Annotated in this window: 13 protein-coding genes; 10 read left to right on the top strand and 3 right to left on the bottom strand. The window is 69.7% G+C overall.

The genetic code is table 11. The annotated features are described in order from the left end of the window. Positions 1 to 25 precede the first annotated feature (25 nt). The 3 genes from ACWDAG_RS13685 to ACWDAG_RS13675 all read right to left on the bottom strand — a co-directional run bounded on the left by ACWDAG_RS13685 (position 26) and on the right by ACWDAG_RS13675 (position 5,141). Complete coding sequence (locus ACWDAG_RS13685; protein WP_450695784.1) at positions 26 to 1,861, bottom strand: carbamoyltransferase family protein; 1,836 nt, start codon at positions 1,859 to 1,861, stop codon at positions 26 to 28. Further along, a complete protein-coding gene (locus ACWDAG_RS13680) occupies positions 1,854 to 3,968 on the bottom strand; it encodes an iron-containing redox enzyme family protein (protein ID WP_450695783.1) in 2,115 nt (704 codons plus the stop codon). The genes ACWDAG_RS13685 and ACWDAG_RS13680 overlap by 8 nt, the downstream gene beginning before the upstream one ends. Before the next feature lie 138 nt (positions 3,969 to 4,106). Continuing rightward, a complete protein-coding gene (locus ACWDAG_RS13675) occupies positions 4,107 to 5,141 on the bottom strand; it encodes an Inducer of phenazine A (RefSeq protein ID WP_450695782.1) in 1,035 nt (344 codons plus the stop codon). A gap of 209 nt (positions 5,142 to 5,350) precedes the next feature. Between ACWDAG_RS13675 and ACWDAG_RS13670 the strand changes: the two genes are divergently transcribed. The 10 genes from ACWDAG_RS13670 (at position 5,351) to ACWDAG_RS13625 (ending at position 17,356) form a co-directional block, all read left to right on the top strand. Next, positions 5,351 to 5,845, top strand: coding sequence for a GNAT family N-acetyltransferase (locus ACWDAG_RS13670; RefSeq protein ID WP_450695781.1), 495 nt, complete (start codon positions 5,351 to 5,353; stop codon positions 5,843 to 5,845). A gap of 733 nt (positions 5,846 to 6,578) precedes the next feature. Beyond that, entirely contained in the window at positions 6,579 to 7,544 is a 966-nt protein-coding gene (locus tag ACWDAG_RS13665) for a fatty acid desaturase family protein (protein WP_450695780.1), read from the top strand. A 30-nt stretch (positions 7,545 to 7,574) separates the two neighbouring features. After that, positions 7,575 to 9,335, top strand: coding sequence for a SidA/IucD/PvdA family monooxygenase (locus ACWDAG_RS13660; protein ID WP_450695779.1), 1,761 nt, complete (start codon positions 7,575 to 7,577; stop codon positions 9,333 to 9,335). Then, entirely contained in the window at positions 9,332 to 9,544 is a 213-nt protein-coding gene (locus ACWDAG_RS13655; protein ID WP_450695778.1) for an MbtH family protein, read from the top strand. The genes ACWDAG_RS13660 and ACWDAG_RS13655 overlap by 4 nt, the downstream gene beginning before the upstream one ends. Next, positions 9,541 to 11,217, top strand: a complete 1,677-nt coding sequence (locus ACWDAG_RS13650; protein WP_450695777.1) for a carbamoyltransferase N-terminal domain-containing protein — start codon at positions 9,541 to 9,543, stop codon at positions 11,215 to 11,217. Before ACWDAG_RS13655 ends, ACWDAG_RS13650 begins: the two co-directional genes overlap by 4 nt. Next, a complete protein-coding gene (locus ACWDAG_RS13645) occupies positions 11,210 to 12,292 on the top strand; it encodes an amidinotransferase (protein ID WP_450695776.1) in 1,083 nt (360 codons plus the stop codon). The genes ACWDAG_RS13650 and ACWDAG_RS13645 overlap by 8 nt, the downstream gene beginning before the upstream one ends. 88 nt (positions 12,293 to 12,380) lie before the next feature. Beyond that, positions 12,381 to 14,168, top strand: coding sequence for an ABC transporter ATP-binding protein (locus ACWDAG_RS13640; protein WP_450695775.1), 1,788 nt, complete (start codon positions 12,381 to 12,383; stop codon positions 14,166 to 14,168). Further along, entirely contained in the window at positions 14,165 to 15,961 is a 1,797-nt protein-coding gene (locus tag ACWDAG_RS13635; RefSeq protein ID WP_450695774.1) for an ABC transporter ATP-binding protein, read from the top strand. The genes ACWDAG_RS13640 and ACWDAG_RS13635 overlap by 4 nt, the downstream gene beginning before the upstream one ends. A gap of 199 nt (positions 15,962 to 16,160) precedes the next feature. Continuing rightward, positions 16,161 to 17,075 carry a chlorinating enzyme gene (locus ACWDAG_RS13630; protein WP_450695773.1) on the top strand — a complete coding sequence of 305 codons (915 nt, stop codon included), beginning with the start codon at positions 16,161 to 16,163 and terminating at the stop codon, positions 17,073 to 17,075. Beyond that, positions 17,075 to 17,356, top strand: coding sequence for a hypothetical protein (locus ACWDAG_RS13625; RefSeq protein ID WP_450695772.1), 282 nt, complete (start codon positions 17,075 to 17,077; stop codon positions 17,354 to 17,356). Before ACWDAG_RS13630 ends, ACWDAG_RS13625 begins: the two co-directional genes overlap by 1 nt. The last annotated feature ends 35 nt before the right edge of the window (positions 17,357 to 17,391 follow it).

Genomic DNA, 17,391 nt, shown 5'->3' with positions numbered 1-17,391 from the left:
TCGGTAGGGGACGGAGGGCCGTTGGTCAGTCGAGGGGGACCTCGGCGCGCCAGTCCAGGTCCTCTTTCCACTCGGGCTGCTCGGACTTGTACAGCAGGAACCCGCCGAGCGCGAGCACGTCGATGTCGGTTCGCATGAAGCAGGTGTACGCCTCGTGCGGTGTGTTCACGATCGGCTCGCCGCGGACGTTGAACGACGTGTTCACCACGACGCTGCTGCCGGTCTCCCGCTTGAGCGCCGTGAGCAGTCGGTGGTAGCCGGGGTTGTCCCGCGGCCCGACGGTCTGCACGCGCGCCGAGTGGTCCACGTGCGTGACCGCCGGGATCACCGACCGGGCCACCTTGAGCAGGTCGATGCCGGTCAGACCGGCATCCGTCTCGACGGCGAGCCGGGCCGCCTCGGCGACCGGCGCGACCACGAGCATGTACGGGCTGTCCTGCGGGAGGTCGAAGAAGTCCTTGGCGTCCTCGGCCCGTACGGACGGCGCGAACGGCCGGAACGACTCCCGAAACTTGATCTTCAGATTCATGACCGACTGGGTCCGCGGATCGCGGGCATCGCCCAGGATCGACCGCGATCCGAGCGCCCGCGGGCCGAACTCCATCCGGCCCTGGAACCAGCCCACGACCATCCCCGCAGCGATGCACTTCGCGACCTCGGCAGTCAGCTCCGTCGGCTCCGGACGGCGGTGCGGGATGCCGGCGGCGGTCAGATAGGCCGCGATCGTGTCGTCGTCGTACTCCGGTCCGAGCAGTGCCCCGGACATCGCGTCGCGTCCGGTCCCGACGTGGGGTCGCCCGGCGCCGCGATCCACCGCGACCGCGAGCGCCGCGCCCAGCGCGCCGCCGGCGTCGCCGGCCGCCGGCTGGACCCACAACTCGTCGAACAGCCCGCCGGCGACGATCTTTCCGTTCGCCACGCAGTTCAGGGCCACGCCACCGGCCATGCACAGCCTCGACTCGCCGGTCAGCTCACGCGCCGTCCGCGCGAGCTTGAGGACGACCTCCTCGGTGACCAGCTGCACGGACGCGGCCAGGTCGAACTCCCGCCGGGTCAGTTCACCCTCGGGCTCGCGGCGCGGACCGCCGAACAGCTTCTCGAACCCGCGACCGGTCATCACCTGACCGCGCAGGAACTCGAAGTAGCGCATGTTCAGGCGGAACGATCCGTCCGGCTTGACGTCGATCAGCCGCTCACGGATCAGGTCGGCATACCGTGGTTCGCCGTAGGGCGCCAGACCCATCAGCTTGTACTCGCCGGAGTCCACCTTGAATCCGCAGAAGTAGGTGAAGGCCGAGTAGAGCATGCCGAGCGAGTGCGGGAAGCGGATCTCGGCCAGCGGCTTCAACCGGGTGCCCTGCCCGTGCCAGATCGAGGTGGTCGCCCACTCGCCGACGCCGTCGATGCACAGCACGGCGGCCGATTCGTACGGGCCGGCGAAGAACGCCGACGCGGCGTGCGACTCGTGGTGGCGCCGGCACACGATCTCCGGTACGGGTCCGCGGTCCAGTGCCTCGAGCTCGCGACGGACCACGTCGGCGACCCGCCGCTTCGACGACCACCAGCCCGGCAGGGTGTCGCGGAACGAGGCGAGACCGAAGGGGACCGCGCCGAGGTAAGTCGCAAGGACGCGGCGGAACTTGAGCGCCGGATCCTCGTAGTAGGCGATCGCCGACACGTCGGCGAGCGTGGCGCCGACCTCGTCCAGGCAGTAGGCGACAGCCCTGCCCGGGAACGCGGAGTCGTGGCGGCGGCGGGTGAAGCGCTCCTCCTGCGCGGCCGCCACCGGGCGGCCGTCGGACACCAGCGCCGCGGCGCTGTCGTGGTAGTACGCGGAGATACCGAGAACCAGGTCAGACATGTGCGGAGGCCTCCACTCGGGCGCGACGAGCCGCGTTGCGGGCCCAGAATCCGGACGGTGGGTTCAGCGAGCGGTACCCGGCCCGGATCCGGTCCCACGCGTCCGTGCGAGCCACCGGCGCCTGCTGCGCCAGATATCCGTCGACGGCGTCCGCCGCCCACGCGGAGTGCCCGGTCGCGACATTGTCGATGGTGTTGTGGACGTCGACGAACGTGGTGCTGAAGCCGTACTGCTTGAGCGCCTGCCGGGCGCGGCGATAGCTGCCACCGACACCGGACAACTCCATGGCCAGGTTCAAGCCGAGGATCTCGGGTTCGAACGTGCGCGGGAACCGGCCGATCGCCAGCCAGTAGACCGGCAGTTCGAACGACCGGTCGCGGAAAGCCGGCCAGGCCGCGAACTCCGGCGACCGGGTCGGCGGCAGATCGATGCCCATCTCCCGCAGCACGGTGCGGTAGATCAGCGGATGGTTCAACTCCAGTTCACCGTTGCCCAGTTCGTCCCAGTAGGTCTCGAACAGGAAGTGGCCGCGCTCGGCGGAGGCGAGCTGATAGTCGGTGTGACCGGCCAGCCAGGCGCCGTCGATCAGGGTGAGCGGCGCCAACTGCAGCGTCGAGTCGATCAGTTCGGCGCGGTCCGGCAGGGGATCGTCCGAGCCCTCCTGGAACTCGCTGTTGTGCAGGTCGTGCTGGTCGAGCAGCCACGGCCGCAGCCCGTCCGCCGGCGGCTCGGCCGGCAGCGACTGGGCCGACTGCTTCATACCGTGGCGGGAGCGGGCCAGCCACCCCTCGACATAGCGCAGGGCATACCGCCGGGTGGCAGGCGTGATCGTGCGCCGCAACAGCCGGGTGTACGCCTCCCGCAGACCGGTGGGAGCGGCGCCGTCGTCGCCCACGGTGTCCGGAGCCGTGCGGAATCCCATGCTCCGGGGCTGATGAGCGGCCGGCCGCAGCCGCGCACGCTCCGCGGGATCGGCCGGTAGCGCGTCGATCCAACGATTGATGACGTCCAGGTCGTCCTCGGGAAACACCCGGAACATCGGGCCGTTCTCCGACACCAGTTCGCCGGTGAGCCGGCTCGCCCCGGAACGGCCCGGCCGTACGAGGCGGCTGTCGGCGAGCGCGGCCAGGAACGGAGCCGGGTCGGTGCGCGCCTCGGCGAGCCACTCCTTCAGCGGCCGCCCGCGCATCACGAACCGGTCGTGATAGGCCGACGCCTCGCGTGCCCGGGAGCGCATCAGCTCGGCCATCTCGAACGAGGGATCGCGAGCGGCGTCGAGCTCCCGGTACACCTCGTCGCTCCAGCGGCGCAGGGCGGCGAACGCCCAGGCGAAGCCGCGCTCGATCGCCGTCGTACCGGCCGTGCCGGTCGCCGCGGTGAACGCGGCCGCGACGCCTCGTGCGTCCTCCACCGCCGGCGCGCGGCCCGGCCCGCGCGCACTGCCCGGGTCCAGCGCGGCCCAGTCCGCCGCGTCCCGAAGCCGGGTCCGGACACCGGCGAGTGGGGGCAGTAGCCCGACGGCGCGCAGGCAGAGGTCAAGACCGATGATCTCGCCCTGGTAGGTGTCCGGGCGGCGGCTCATCACCAGTGCGAGAGCCGGCAGGTGGAAGGACGGGTCGGCGATCCGGCGGTCGTGTGCCAGGCGGGCGACCGGGCGTGCGTGCACGGCCACGCGGACGTGCCGCATCAGGGCGAGGTAGGCGTCGCCCCGGGACGCGCTGGGATGCCCGGTGCCGACATCGGCCGCGAACAGCGCGAGCGCCCGCAGGGTGACCGGTTCCTCGGCGTTGCCCGGCTCGCTCATCCACTGCAGCCAGGCACCCGATATCGAGGCCAGTGGCGCACCGGCGAGCACCGCCCGGCGGACGAGCACGTCCACACAGCCCTCGAGCTCCGCGTCGGCGAACAGCGAGGTGAAGCGCGCCCGTTCGGCGTCGGCCCAGGCGGCGACCGCGTCGAGATCGCACCGCGGGTCGCCGTCGCGGCCGGCACGGTCCAGCTCTCCGGTGATCGCGGACCGCAACGTGTCGGGAAGCGGCGTGTCCTCCGGCTCGCATGCCCGCGCGAAGACCGTCCGGACCGGCAACGTCAGCGCCTCGTCGCTCATCGCCTGATCAGAACATCGGGTAGATGGAGGCATCGCCCTTCGCCTTCTTCTTGCGGCGGCCGAAGAGCCTGGCAATCACCGTACGCAGGAACGACATGGAGAAGTCACCTCAGTTCACTTCGGGGCGGCATCCGGACCTCACGTCAGCTCGAGGCTTTCGGCCAGCACCTGCGCGACGAGGTCATTGCCCTCGTCGGTGTAATGACCGCGGTCGACGAACAGCCAGTCCGACGGCTTCACCACCGCGGCGAGCCGGGAGAGGGTGTCGACGAACGGGATGCCCCGGCGTGCGCAGGCCTCGCCGAGGGCCTTGGCATAGGCGGTGCCCGTCGCGATGCTGCCGACGTCGCCGTAGCGCTCCTCCCAGGTCCCGTACTCGGAGAGCGTGTCGAACTCGTCGAAGAGCAGCTTTTCCTGCGGCGCCGGTGTCTCCCGCAGCCAGGTCGCGAGCGGCTGGAGGGCGAAGCTCACCCGGGCGCCGGTCGCGGCGGCCATCACGAGCCAGTTGTCGAGGTTGCGCAGTGTGACGTCGACGGCGGACCGGATCAGGCCTGCTGTCGTCGGGCGGCCCGCTGACGCCGTCACCGACTGCGACGGTGGCCTCGGGCCGGTCCGCCACCGCTTGGTCCTGGCCGGCTCGGCGTACCGTGCGCGCAGCTCCTGCATCTTCTCGAAGTACTCGTTGCAGAAGAAGAAGGGCTCCTGGCCACCGACGTCCACCCCGGTCAGCTGTCCCATGACCAGCGTGTTGAAGCCGCTGATGATGACGATCTCGTCGACCGGGGGCAGCAGGTGCCGGTGGAGCATGAACAGCATCAACTCCTGGGTGGAGTTGAGGTACGGGGCGCCGAAGGTGAACCACGGCCTGCTCGGCGCGTGCTTCAGCCAGAGCCGGGAGGCGATCGTGGCCCCGTCGTTCGTGGCGCCGTAACCCAGCGAAACCGAGCCGCCCACGAGCAGCCGGACCGGTCCGTCGAGCCGGTCGCCGCCCACGGACGCCGGTCCGCCCGGCCCGTGCGAGATCCGGAATCCCAGCCGGTCGGTGTTGATCGCCGCCGACCGGAAGTTCGGCCTGTTGAAATACATCAGGTAAGGGAGGTATCTCATCTCCCCGCGGTCCAGGAATTCGAGATAGTCGGACAGCTGAGGCGTCAACAGCTCGGTTTGCCGCACCAAAAGACGACCTCCATTCGCCAGCAGGAGGCCCTCCGGCCGGAACTCCCGTAAAGCAACCTAATGCCGCGCCGGCGGGGCGGCGTGTCCCGTAAAAGGGCTGCGGGCCGTCGACCGCTTTTCGGGCTCCTGAACCACCCGCCCGCGTGCTAGCCTCGGCGCGATCCTGATGGGGAACGAACCGTCGTTCCGTCCGACGCGGAGGCGTGATGACTGACAACGCGGCCAGGGACATCTCGCTGCGACCTCTGACCGAGGACGACATCCCGGCGCTCTTCGAGATCCAGCTCGACGAGGAGGCCCAGCACCTGGCCGCGTTCACCGATGCCAAAACCGCCCGCGACGCCGAGGCCTTCGAGCAGAAGTACCGGAAGATCCTGGCCGACGACGCGATCGTCAACCGGGTCATAGAGATCCATGGTGAGGTCGTCGGCAGCGTGGCCACCTTCCCGATCGAAGGCGACACGGAACTCACCTACTGGATCCGCAAGGACTGGTGGGGCCGGGGTCTGGCCACCGCGGCCGTCGCGGCGCTGCTCGGCGAGGTGACGGAGCGGCCGATCCACGCCCGGGTCGTGGCGGACAACCCCGGCTCCGTCCGGGTGCTGGAACGCAACGGGTTCGTGCGCGTGGGCAGCGAGGACTCGTTCGCTCCCGGCCGCCAGGCCACGGTCACCGAGCTGATCTTCAAGCTGGCCGACTGACGCCCATGGCGCGGCGCGCATCCGCGCAGACCGGGCCCGGGACAACGACAACTGCGCCGCGCGTGTCCGACGACCGCGCGGCGCGTCGCTGTGTGCACACCCTTCTCCCGTTCCAAATGCCGATAGTGAACAGTTGGACGCCGGGCGCGGCATGGTGGCTCGTCGAGGCCAGGCGGGGGTCGAGGTGTCCGCGGCGGCGTCGGGCGGTAGGGGGGCGGCCTTGGACCCGGGGGAGAAGCCCCTGGCCGCCGGCCAGATCCACGAAGCCGACATGCCATTGAGCACAGCGACGGGCTCCGGCTCCCCCTGGCAACACCATGAGCGGTGAACGCCCGGGCGATGACACGGCCACGAGACGCCACGGCCCTGGGCGGCCCGCCCGATCGTACGCCCGGCGTCGGCGACTGCCGCACCGGCCGCCCGCCCAGCGGCAGACACCGCGGCCGGACAGTGGTCCAACGCCTCACCCGCGCCGTCCACTCGATCCGCCCCGCGACCAGGCCCTGCAGACCCAGTATCCGGTCTGAATCGGCGGGTCGGTTCCAGCCACGTAACCCCGCTCAACTTCGAAGACCGGCATCGTTGACAGTTCCGGCCATGGATAGCGTCGTCGACATATCCCGGGCTCCGTTATCCATGGCCCAATTCCCGACGCATGCCCATGTGCGCCGGGAATTGCTACTTCGGTAAATCGCCGGGCAGGTCCGCCATGCGTACGAAAGGTGCTGGTGAAATGGTCGATGCCAAGCCGCGGCAGTTCTGGCGCAACAGCCCGGCCGACGCCATCCTGCTCGCAATCACTCTGACCCAGTTCGCCGGCACGATCGCGCTGGCCGCGCTGACGCCGGACGGTCTGTGGCCGCGGCTCGCCTCCGCGGCCCTGGTCACGGCCATGATGACGTATTCGATCATCGTGGTCACGCATCTGTTCGTCCATCAGCCGTGGTTCACCGACAACAGCCTCAATGCCGTGCTGTCGGTCGTGAGCTCGGCGAACATCGCACAGTCGGTGCAGGGCTACCACCTGACCCACGTACGCAACCATCACCGGTACAACAACGACCGCAAGCGCGACGGGACCACCGCCGACATCACCTCCACCTACCGGTACAGCCGCGACGACGGGCACGCCCCGCTGTGGTGGTACCTGGTCTGCGGTCTGGCCTCCTCGGCCCAGGAGTGGGTGGCCACCTGGGCGATGCTGCGCCGGGGGTGTGCGGTCGGCCCGCGGGAGACCACGCTGCTGGGGCTCGCCGCACGGAACCCGAGCCGCCGCGCCGCCGAACTCAACCAGATCAGGTACGACCGGCTCATGGTCCTCGCGTTCACGGCGCTGCTGGCGGTCCTGTCCTGGCAGTGGACCCTGCTGTGCTACCTGCCCTCGGTGGCGCTCGCGTTCACCTTGGTCAATGTCCAGAACTACTACCGGCACTTCGGTGCGGAGCCGGAGAGCCGGTACGCGAACTCGGTGAGCCACTACGGCCGGCTGTACAACCTGCTGACCTTCAACGACGGCTACCACCAGGAGCATCACCTGCGCCCCACGGCGCATTGGAGTCGGCTGCCCGAGGTCGCCGAGCAGTACCAGGAGCAGTTCGACGAAGCCGGTCGCGTGGTCTCCCCGGTGCCGGCCCTGGTCGGCTTCCTGGACACGGATCGCGTCGGCCGGCGCTCGCCAGCGATACCGCCCGCCGGATGAGCCGGTGAGTCGTCGAGGAAGGAGCAGTACGTGAAGGATCTCGGCACGCGGGACGACCCGTACGATGTGATCGGTCTGGGTTTCGGACCGTCGAACATCGCGCTTGCGATCGCCGCTCAGGAGATCGCCCCCGATCGCAGCTGCCTGTTCTTGGAGCGCTCGCCGGACGTCCGCTGGCACGAGGGCATGCTCATCGACGGGGCCCGCATGCAGATCTCGTTCCTCAAGGACCTGGTGTCCCTGCGCAATCTTGCGAGCCCGTTCACCTTCCTCGCGTACCAGAAGGCCAAGGGGCGGCTGGAGAAGTTCGTCAACCTCGCCGAGTTCCGGCCGACCCGGCTGGAGTTCCAGGACTATCTGCGGTGGGTCGGCGGTCAGTTCACCGGCATGGTGCGGTACCGCTCCGCGGTCACCGCGGTCTCCCCGGTCCGCGACGACGACGGCATGCTCTCACTGCTGAGGGTGACGGCCACCGACACCGCCTCCGGAGAGGTGGTCGAGTACCACGCCCGCAACGTGGTGCACGCGCTCGGCGGCGTGCCGATGGTGCCCGCCTGCGTGACGACCGGCCCGGCCGTGGTCCATTCCAGCGCGTTCCTGTCCAAGTTCCCCGGCGCCTTCACCGACCACGACCGGGAGTGGGAGTTCGCGGTCGCCGGGGACGGGCAGAGCGCCGGCGAGATCACCCACTATCTGCTCGACCACTACCGCAACGCCCGCGTCCACCTGATCCTGCCCGGGTACTCACTGTGCGCCACCGACAACAATCCTTTCGCCAACGAGCAGTTCTTCGAGGCCAACGCCGACAAGTTCTACTTCCGCAGCGAGGAGAACCGGCGCGACTACGCCGCCCGACTGCGCAACACCAACTACGGCGTGGTGGAGGCGGGTTTCCTCGACGACCTGTACCGCCTGGTCTACGCGGACGAGGTACGCGGCCGGACCCGGCTCGTGGTGCACGACGGCTCCCGGGTGACCTGGGCCGATCACGACGGCGCGGGAGCCCGGGTCGGTGTGCACAGCCGCTTCGGCGCCGGATCCCACGAGTTGCGCACGGACGGGCTGGTCCTGGCCACCGGCTACCGGCGGGAACTCGACGCGGAGATGTACCGGTCCGTCCTGCCGTACCTCGAACTCGACGACGACGGCCTGCCCGTGGTCTCCCAGGACCACCGGGTGCGTTCCGCAGAGGAGTTGACCTGCGGGCTGTATGTGCAGGGCCTCGCCGAGGCGACGCACGGACTCGGAGACACGCTGCTGTCGCTGCTGCCGTTCCGGTCCAAACAGATCATCACGTCCATCGTGAAGGACGGCGGCTCGATGTCGAGGGCGTTCCCGGCCGCGCCGGACGACACCGAGGCCATGGTCGCGCAGATCCAGCGGTGCGATTCCGGCACCGTGGTCGGTGCCGGCCCCTCGGAGTTCCCGGTCATGACCCGGCTGCCGCTGACCCTGGACCGCACCCGCGGCCGACAGGGCGTCCTGTTCGGAGTGCTGGATCGAACGGATCCGACGCCGCTGATCGACGGCGGCAAGGTGCTGGCGGTGTTCGACCCGGACCCGGCGTCGGCCGGGCCGCCGGCCGGCGAACCGATGTCCGTCGACGTCCGCGGGCACGTCCGGCTGGTGAGCGATCGGGACCGGATCGCCGCGCATCTGGCCCGGTTCGACCCGGCGGGGTCCGCCGACCCGCCCGGCGCCCGGGTCGCATTCGAGATCGAGATCGAGATGCTGTCCGGCCGCGTCCACTCGTCCCAGGACGTCCGGACCGAGAACGAGGGGCAGTCATGACCGACACCGACACCGATGAGACGTACGTGGTCGTGCGCAACGACGAGGAGCAGTACTCGATCTGGCGGTCGGACCGACCGGTGCCGGCCGGGTGGACGCCGGTCGGCGAGCCGGCGTCCCGGGAGGACTGCCTGGCCCGCATCGCGGAGTTGTGGACCGACATGCGGCCGGCCAGCCTGCGGGCGGCCATGAGCAGGTCCCAGCCATGATCGTCTGCGGCATCAAGGTGTCCCATGACGGCGCGGTCGCCGTGCTCGACGGGCAGCGTCTGATCTTCAGCGCCGAGATGGAGAAGCTCGGCAACGGCAGGCGCTACAGCGCCCTCGGCGACCTCGACCGGATCCCCGCCGTCCTGGGCGACCACGGGCTCGACGTCGCCGATGTGGACCGCTTCGTGATCGACGGGTGGTGGTCGGAGGGCGACGGGCCGACCCTGATCGACACCCTGTCCGGGGGAAAGCCGGTCAGTGTCGCCACCGCGCCGTACGTCGCCGACCCGTTCGCCCCCGCCCCGCCGCCGCGGTACACCTTCGCCGGCATCGCCGACAGCCCGCTGGCCGGGGGATACAGCAGCTACCCGCACGCGAGCCACCACCTGTACGCCGGCTACTGCACCGGTCCGTTCGCCGGACGGACCGCGCTGGGTCTGGTCTGGGACGGCGGCACGCTGCCCCGGCTGTACCTCGTGCGCCCAGGCCAACCCGTGACCGGCGAGTACCTGGGTCCGCTCTTCGGGCTGGTCGGCGATGTGTTCACGTACTTCTGCCTGGCTCTGGAGCCGTTCCACCGGCCGCTGGACGGGCTCACCGAAGTGCAGATCGTCGAACACCATCTCGGCACCGCGGGCAAGGCGATGGCATACGCCGGCCTGGGCGCCGTGGACGACGACGTGCTGGCGGCGCTCGACAAACTCGTCGCCGAGCTGAGCGTCGAATCGATGGGACCAGAGGTCGGCACGACGCTGGCCGCCCGCTGCGCCGCCCTCTTCCCGTCGCACTCGAGCGCCGACCTGATCGCCTCCTGCCAGGAGTTCATCGGCCGGACGCTGGTCAGCTCGCTCACCGACGCGGTGGCCCGGCTCGAACTGCCCGCACCGCTGCCGATCTGCCTGGCCGGCGGCTGCGCGCTCAACATCAAGTGGAACAGCATGATCCGTTCCAGCGGGCTGTTCACCGGGGTCTGGGTGCCGCCGTTCACCAACGACTCGGGTGCCGCCATCGGCACCGCCCTCTGCGAGGCGCTGAGCCAGGGCGGCGAGCCCGTGTTGGAGTGGAACGTCTACTCCGGGCCCGCCGTCACTCCGAGCCGGCCGACGCCCGGCTGGGTGGCGCGGCCGTGCGACGAGGCGCAGCTGGCCGCCCTGCTGCACACCACCGGTGAGCCGGTGGTGGTGGTCGACGGGCGGGCCGAGCTCGGACCGCGGGCGCTCGGCAACCGCAGCATCATCGCCGCCCCGGTGGCGCCGGCCATGAAGGACGAGCTGAACCGGATCAAGCACCGGGAGCCGTACCGTCCGGTCGCGCCGATCTGCCTGGAGTCGGCGGCGTCGGCCGTCTTCGACCCCGGCGGCGCCGACCCGTACATGCTCTTCGACCACCGACTGCGTCCCGGCTGGGCGGAGCGGGTGCCGGCCGTGCGGCACCTCGACGGGACGGCCCGGCTGCAGACCATCCGGCCGGACACACCGCACACCAGGGTCGGCCGGGTGCTGGAGGAGTACCACCGGATCAGCGGGATCCCCCTGTTGTGCAACACGAGCGCCAACCTGGCGGGACACGGGTTCTTCCCCGACGTCGCCACCGCCACCGCCTGGGGCCGCACACCGTACGTGTGGTCCGGCGGAACCCTGTACACCGACGAGCGGAGGACGAGCCGTGTCTGAGTCAGAGGGGGCGACCGGGTCACCGGTCAGTTCCTACAACGAGTGGGACCCGTTGGAGGAGGTCATCGTCGGCACCGTCGACGGGGCGCACTTCCCGCCGTACGACGCCGTGACCGCCGCACCGCTCTCGCCGCAACAGCGTGCGGTGTTCCGTGAGCGGGCCGGTCAGCCCTTCCCGGCCGACCGGATCGCCGCGGCCCGCGACGAGCTCGACCAGCTCGTCGAGATCCTGAAGAACCACGGTGTGCGGGTGCGCCGACCGGACCCGCGCGACCACGGCCAGTCGTACGGCGCGCCGGGCTGGACCAGCACCGGGCTCTACGACGCGATGCCGCGCGACCTGTTGCTCGTGATCGGTGAGCAGATCATCGAGGCGCCGATGGCCTGGCGGTCGCGCTACTTCGCCAGTTCCGCCTACCGACCGCTGCTCAAGGAGTACTTCCGTGCGGGCGCCCGCTGGTCCGCCGGACCGCGCCCCGAGCTCAGCGACGAGCTGTACGTCGAGGGCTGGACCGACCAGCCGGACGGCGAGCCGTTCCGGTCGGTGATCACCGAGTTCGAGCCCACCTTCGACGCGGCCGACTTCATCCGGTGCGGCCGGGACATCTTCGTGCAACGCAGCCACGTCACCAACATGATGGGCATCGAATGGGTGCACCGGGAGATCGGCGGCGAGTACCAGCTGCACGTGGTCGATCTGGTCGACGACCATCCGATGCACATCGACGCGAGCCTGATGCCGCTCGCACCCGGCAAGCTGCTCATCCACCCCGACCGGGTCATCGAGGTGCCGCGCCAGTTCAAGAACTGGGAGGTCCGCCGGGCGCCGCAGCCGGTCATCCCGGACGGCCACCCGCTGTACATGACCAGCAAGTGGATCAACATGAACGTCCTGATGCTGGACGAGACCCACATGCTGGTCGAGGCCGAGGACCGGCCCATGCAGGAACTCGCCGAGAGCTGGGACATCACGCCGATCCCCTGCCCGTTCCGGAACTTCAACAGCTTCGGCGGCTCCTTCCACTGCGCCACCACGGACGTTCGCCGGCGCGGTGAGCTGCAGTCCTACCTCTGAGTCCGGCAAGTCGTCCCGGCGTCGGCCGGCGTACGGGTGCTGCTCCGACCCGGCTCGACCGACGAAAGCGAAGGGCAGGGAAGGCGCGATGGCAGATCAGACGGCGGCCAGGCGGTTCAAGCAGGTCCGACGAGCACGGGCGTTGCTGCTCGCTGCCTTCCGCGCCCACCCCGGACCGGTCGTCTGGGGACTCGTCGGATCGCTGCTGTACGGCACGAGCCTGGTCGCCTGGTCGGTGGCGCTCGGCGAGCTGGTCAACCATGTGGTGATCCCGCGGTTCGACAACGGCCAGGTCGCCACCGGCACGATCGTCGCGGTACTGCTGGTGGTGACCGCCGTCGGCGTGGTGCAGGGTGCCGCCGGCCTGATCCGGCGCTGGACTCTCGTCGTGACCAGGGCCCGCTTCGACGCCACGCTGCGGGAAGCCGTCGTCCAGCGGTATCACCAGCTGCCGATGACCTTTCACCAGGCTCATCCGACCGGTCAGAAGCTGGCGCACGTCACGACCGACGCGGAGGCGGCCGCGGAGCTGCCGGCCCGACTGCCGGACGTGCTCGGCATGTTCGTGCTGTTCGTGGTCACCGCTGGGTGGGCGATGGCGGTCGACCCGGTGCTGGCCCTGGTCGGCGGCGCGATGATCCCGGCGTTGCTGCTGGTCAACTCGGTCTACCAGAAGCAGGTCGAGGCGCCCGCCCAGGCGGTCCAGGAACGATTGGGGCGCGTGACCGAGGTCGCCCACGAGAGCTTCGACGGTGCGGCCCTGGTGAAGATGCTCGGCCGCGACCGCGTCGAGCGGGAGCGCTTCGCCGCCGAGGCGGCCGCTCTGCGCGACGCGAAGATCAAACTGGCCGTCCGTGACTGGATGCTGGACTCGCTGATCGAGTCGATCCCGTCGGCCACCTCGCTGATCATGGTCGTCGTCGGTGCGTTGCGCGTGAACAGCGGAGACATCACGGTCGGCACCCTGGTCAGCTTCGTCAACGTGTTCGCCCTGCTGGTGGTTCCGGTGCGCACCATCGGCAACGTGCTCGGTGACGTACCGCGCATGCTGGCCGGGTACGCCCGTGTCCAGACGGTGCTCAGCGAACCGCTGCCGCCGGCCATGGCGGATCCGCAGCCCCTGCCGGACGGCCCGCTCGACGTGTGGGTCCGGGACCTCTCCTTCAGCTACCCGGGCGGCACCACCGCGCTGTCCGAAGTGAGCTTCCACGTGCCGTCCGGCGCCACCGTCGCGATCACCGGCGGCACCGGGTCGGGCAAGTCCACGCTGCTGCTGGCGCTGACCGGTCTGCTGCCGCCGACCGGCGGCACGGTGCTGTTGAACGGGGCCGACCTGAGCCGGATCAGCCCGGCCGACCGGGCGAAGGCCATCGCGGCCGCCTTCCAGGAGCCGTTCCTGTTCGCCGGCTCGCTCGCCGAGAACGTACTGCTCGACTTCGACGGCGACGCCGGGACCGATCCACGGCTGGACGAGGCGCTCCACCTGGCCCGGGCGAGCAAGCTGGTGGACGGCCGGCCGAACGGGCCGGACACGCCGATCGGCGAGCGCGGAGTCACGCTCTCCGGTGGTGAACGGCAACGCATCGCGCTCGCCCGGGCGCTGGCCCGCCGGCCGCGGTTGCTGCTGCTGGACGAGGCGACCTCCGCCGTCGACGCCACCACCCGGCAGGAGATCATGAGCGGCCTCACGACCGGCCTGACCTCCACCACGACGATCGTCGTCACCAGCAGCGCCGCGACCCTGGCTCTCGCTGACGCCGTCGTCTACCTCGACCAGGGTCGGGTGGCGGGCGTCGGGGCTCACGCCGACCTGCTGCGGATCGACGGCTACGACCGGTTGATCCGGGCCTACGAGCGAGAGCAGGTGCAGGCATGACCACGATCGAACCGGCCGACCCCGAGAGCGTCACCGGGTCGACGACCGCCGTGATCCGCCGCGGTCTGGCCGCCATCCCCGCCATTCGTCAGGGCCTGGCGCTGACAGTCGTTCTCGCCCTGCTCGGCGGGATCGGCCGGCTCGCCGTGCCGGTGCTGATCCAGCAGGTCATCGACCGGGGGCTCAGTACCGGGCACATCAGCACCGGCCGGCTGCTGCGGCTCAGCGCGGTGGCCGCGCTGGTGGTGGTGATCACGGCGCTGGTCAACTGGGCCGGCCTGGCACGGCTCGCGATCGCCAGCGAACGTGCGCTGTTCGACCTGCGGGTCCGCGCCTTCACCCACGTGCACCGGCTGAGTGTGGCGTACCACTCGGCCGAGGCGCGGGGGAAACTGGTGTCCCGGGTGACCTCCGACGTCGAAACCCTCAGCATGTTCCTGCAGTGGGGTGGTATCGCCTGGGTGGTGAACGGCGCCATCATGCTGGCCGCCCTCGCCGGCATGGCCTTCTACGACATCGGGCTGACGGTGGTCACGGTCGTGCTGACCGTGCCGCTGCTGCTTCTGGTGCGGATGGTGGTCGGCCGTCTCGGCCCCGCGCACACCGCGGTCCGGGTGCGTGTCGCCGACCTTCTGACGGTGATCTCGGAAACGATCCAGGGCGCCACCGTCATCCGTGCCTACGGCGTTGCGGAGCCGAGCCTGCGGCGGACCACGGCCTCCATCCACCGATGGCGGGACTCGAAGATCCGGGCCGGGTACCTGGGCGGCCTGCTGTTCTCCCTCGCCGACCTGTTCGCGGTGGTCATCGTGGTCGGCGTGATCGCGGTGGGACTGGCCATCGGCCCGTCGACCGGGCACAGCGCGGGCGAACTGGTCGCGTTCATCCTGCTGGTGACCCTGTTCCTGGCACCGATCACGGAGTTCACCCAGGTCATCGACTTCACCCAGAGCGCGGTCGCCGGGTGGCGCCGCGTGCTGGCCCTGCTCGACATAACCGAGGACATCGCCGAGCCGGCCGACGGCCGGCAGCTGCCGCCCGGTCCGCCCGGTGTGGTCGTGGAGAACGTGGTCTTCGGCTACCCGGGCACCGGAGTGACTCTGGACGACGTGTCGTTCGAGGTGCCCGCGGGCCGCCAGGTCGTGCTGGTCGGCGCCACCGGATCCGGCAAGACGACGCTGACAAGACTGATCGCACGGCTGGCCGACCCGGACCGCGGCCGCATCCTCATCGGAGGCGTGGACGTTCGCGAGATCGCGACCGAGTCGCTGCGCTCGCGCCTGGTGGTCGTACCGCAGGAGCCGTTCCTCTTCGACACCACGGTCGAGGAGAACGTCCGGTACGGTCGCCCGTCCGCCACCCGAGCCGAGATCGAGCACGCCTTTCGCGAACTGGGCGCGGAGACGTTCCTCTCCGGGCTGCCACACGGCCTGGACACCCCCGTGGGGCAGCGCGGTGAGAGCCTGTCCGCGGGGGAGCGGCAACTGGTCGCCCTGGCCCGCGCGCACGTGGCCGATCCGGCCTGCCTGATCCTCGACGAGGCCACCTCGGCCGTGGACCCCGAGATCGAGCTGACGCTCATCGAGGCGCTGCGCCGGCTGACCGCGGGGCGCACCTCGGTGACCGTCGCGCACCGGCTGGCCGTCGCCGAGCGGGCCGACGAGGTGATGGTGCTGGAGGGCGGCCGGCTGGTGGAGCGTGGCCGGCACCACGAACTGCTCGTCGCGGACGGCGTGTACGCCGGGCTGTACCACAGCTGGCGGCAGGCGACTGTCGACAGTGCCCGCTCCTGACGATCGCGCGTCGGCCTTGTCGACGACCAACTCCTGTGGTGTGCCTCGCCGTTCGGCTCCGCATCTCCACCGCAGACCCCCGTTCCAGTGACAAGACGCGTCGCCCGGGCCCGCATACGGTGGGCCTGATCGGCCCCGCATTCCTCCCTCATCTCAGGTGGCTCAGACCGGCAGACACCGTCGGCGAAAGGAAGACATGGTGGCTGAAAGCATCAGCGGAACGGCAGCCCAAGGGCTGACGGCCGAGCAGGTGAAGTCCTTTCAGGAGAACGGTTTTCTAGGACCGTTCGACCTCTACGAAGAGGACGAGGCTCAACTCCTGTGGAACCAGGCGATGATCGAGATGGTCACGTCCCGCAACAAGCCGCACGAATCGACCATCATCAATTACGACCGCCATCTGGACTGCGACACCCTGTCCCGGCACATCGCCCATCCCACGGTCGTGCACAAGCTGCGCAGCCTGATGGGTGACGACATCATCTGCTGGAAGACGAACATCTTCGAGAAGCAGCCGGGCGAGACCGGAACCGGATGGCACCAGGTCGAGGCCTTCACCGTTTTCGAGTCGGAGACGGTCGCCTATCCCTCGCTGCGCTACACCGAGGAGAGCGCCGCGACCACGCAGGAACTGACCGTGTGGACGGCGTTCTCCGAGGCGGACGAGGAGCACGGCTGCCTCCGCTTCATCCCGGGCAGCCACAAGAAGTGGTACTACGACGAGACCAAGCCGATGTCGCGGAACGTGGAGAGCAAGTCCCACGACTTCTTCGGCTACGACTACTCGGAGCTGAAGCTCGACAAGGACTGGGACCCGGACGCCGGCGAGATCGTCACCATGCCGATGAAGCCGGGGCAGTTCGTCATCTTCCTGGCCAAGTGCATCCACGGTTCGCTGCCGAACATCAGCGACTCCAAGCGGCTCGGTCTCGCCACCCGGTACGTTTCGCCGTCCGTCCGGGTCTACGAGCACATCGACAGCCTCAGCGGGTTCGGCGACGCGATCAGCCTCGACTACCACGGCAGCGTTCTGGTCTCCGGCGAGGACCGGTGGGGTCACAACCGCATCCACGCCAACAACCTCAACGGTTTCCCGTTCCCGAAGGTCGACTGATGAACACCGACGACTACCGGCGCAAGTTCGCCGACTTCCTCGCCAAGCAGCCGATGACCAGCGACATCACATACGAGCAGGTGGCTCAGGCGAAGACGCGCGACGAACTGGGGATCAGCTCGCTCAACATGGTCCTGGTGCTCGTGAACTACATCGACGAGTACACGGACAACACCGTGACAATGCGCCCGGAATGGGTTTCCCGGCTGGGTGACGTGGACGGCATCCTTTCCGTGCTCAGCGAGATCGACGCGAGCGCGGTGGTGCGGACCCGGGCCTGACATCCGTGACAAGAGCCCGGCGCCGGCATTCCCCC

This window comes from Streptomyces sp. NPDC001157, assembly GCF_053598255.1.
The sequence above is the reverse complement of the archived record's forward strand: the minus strand, read 5'-3'. Positions and strand labels throughout refer to the sequence as shown.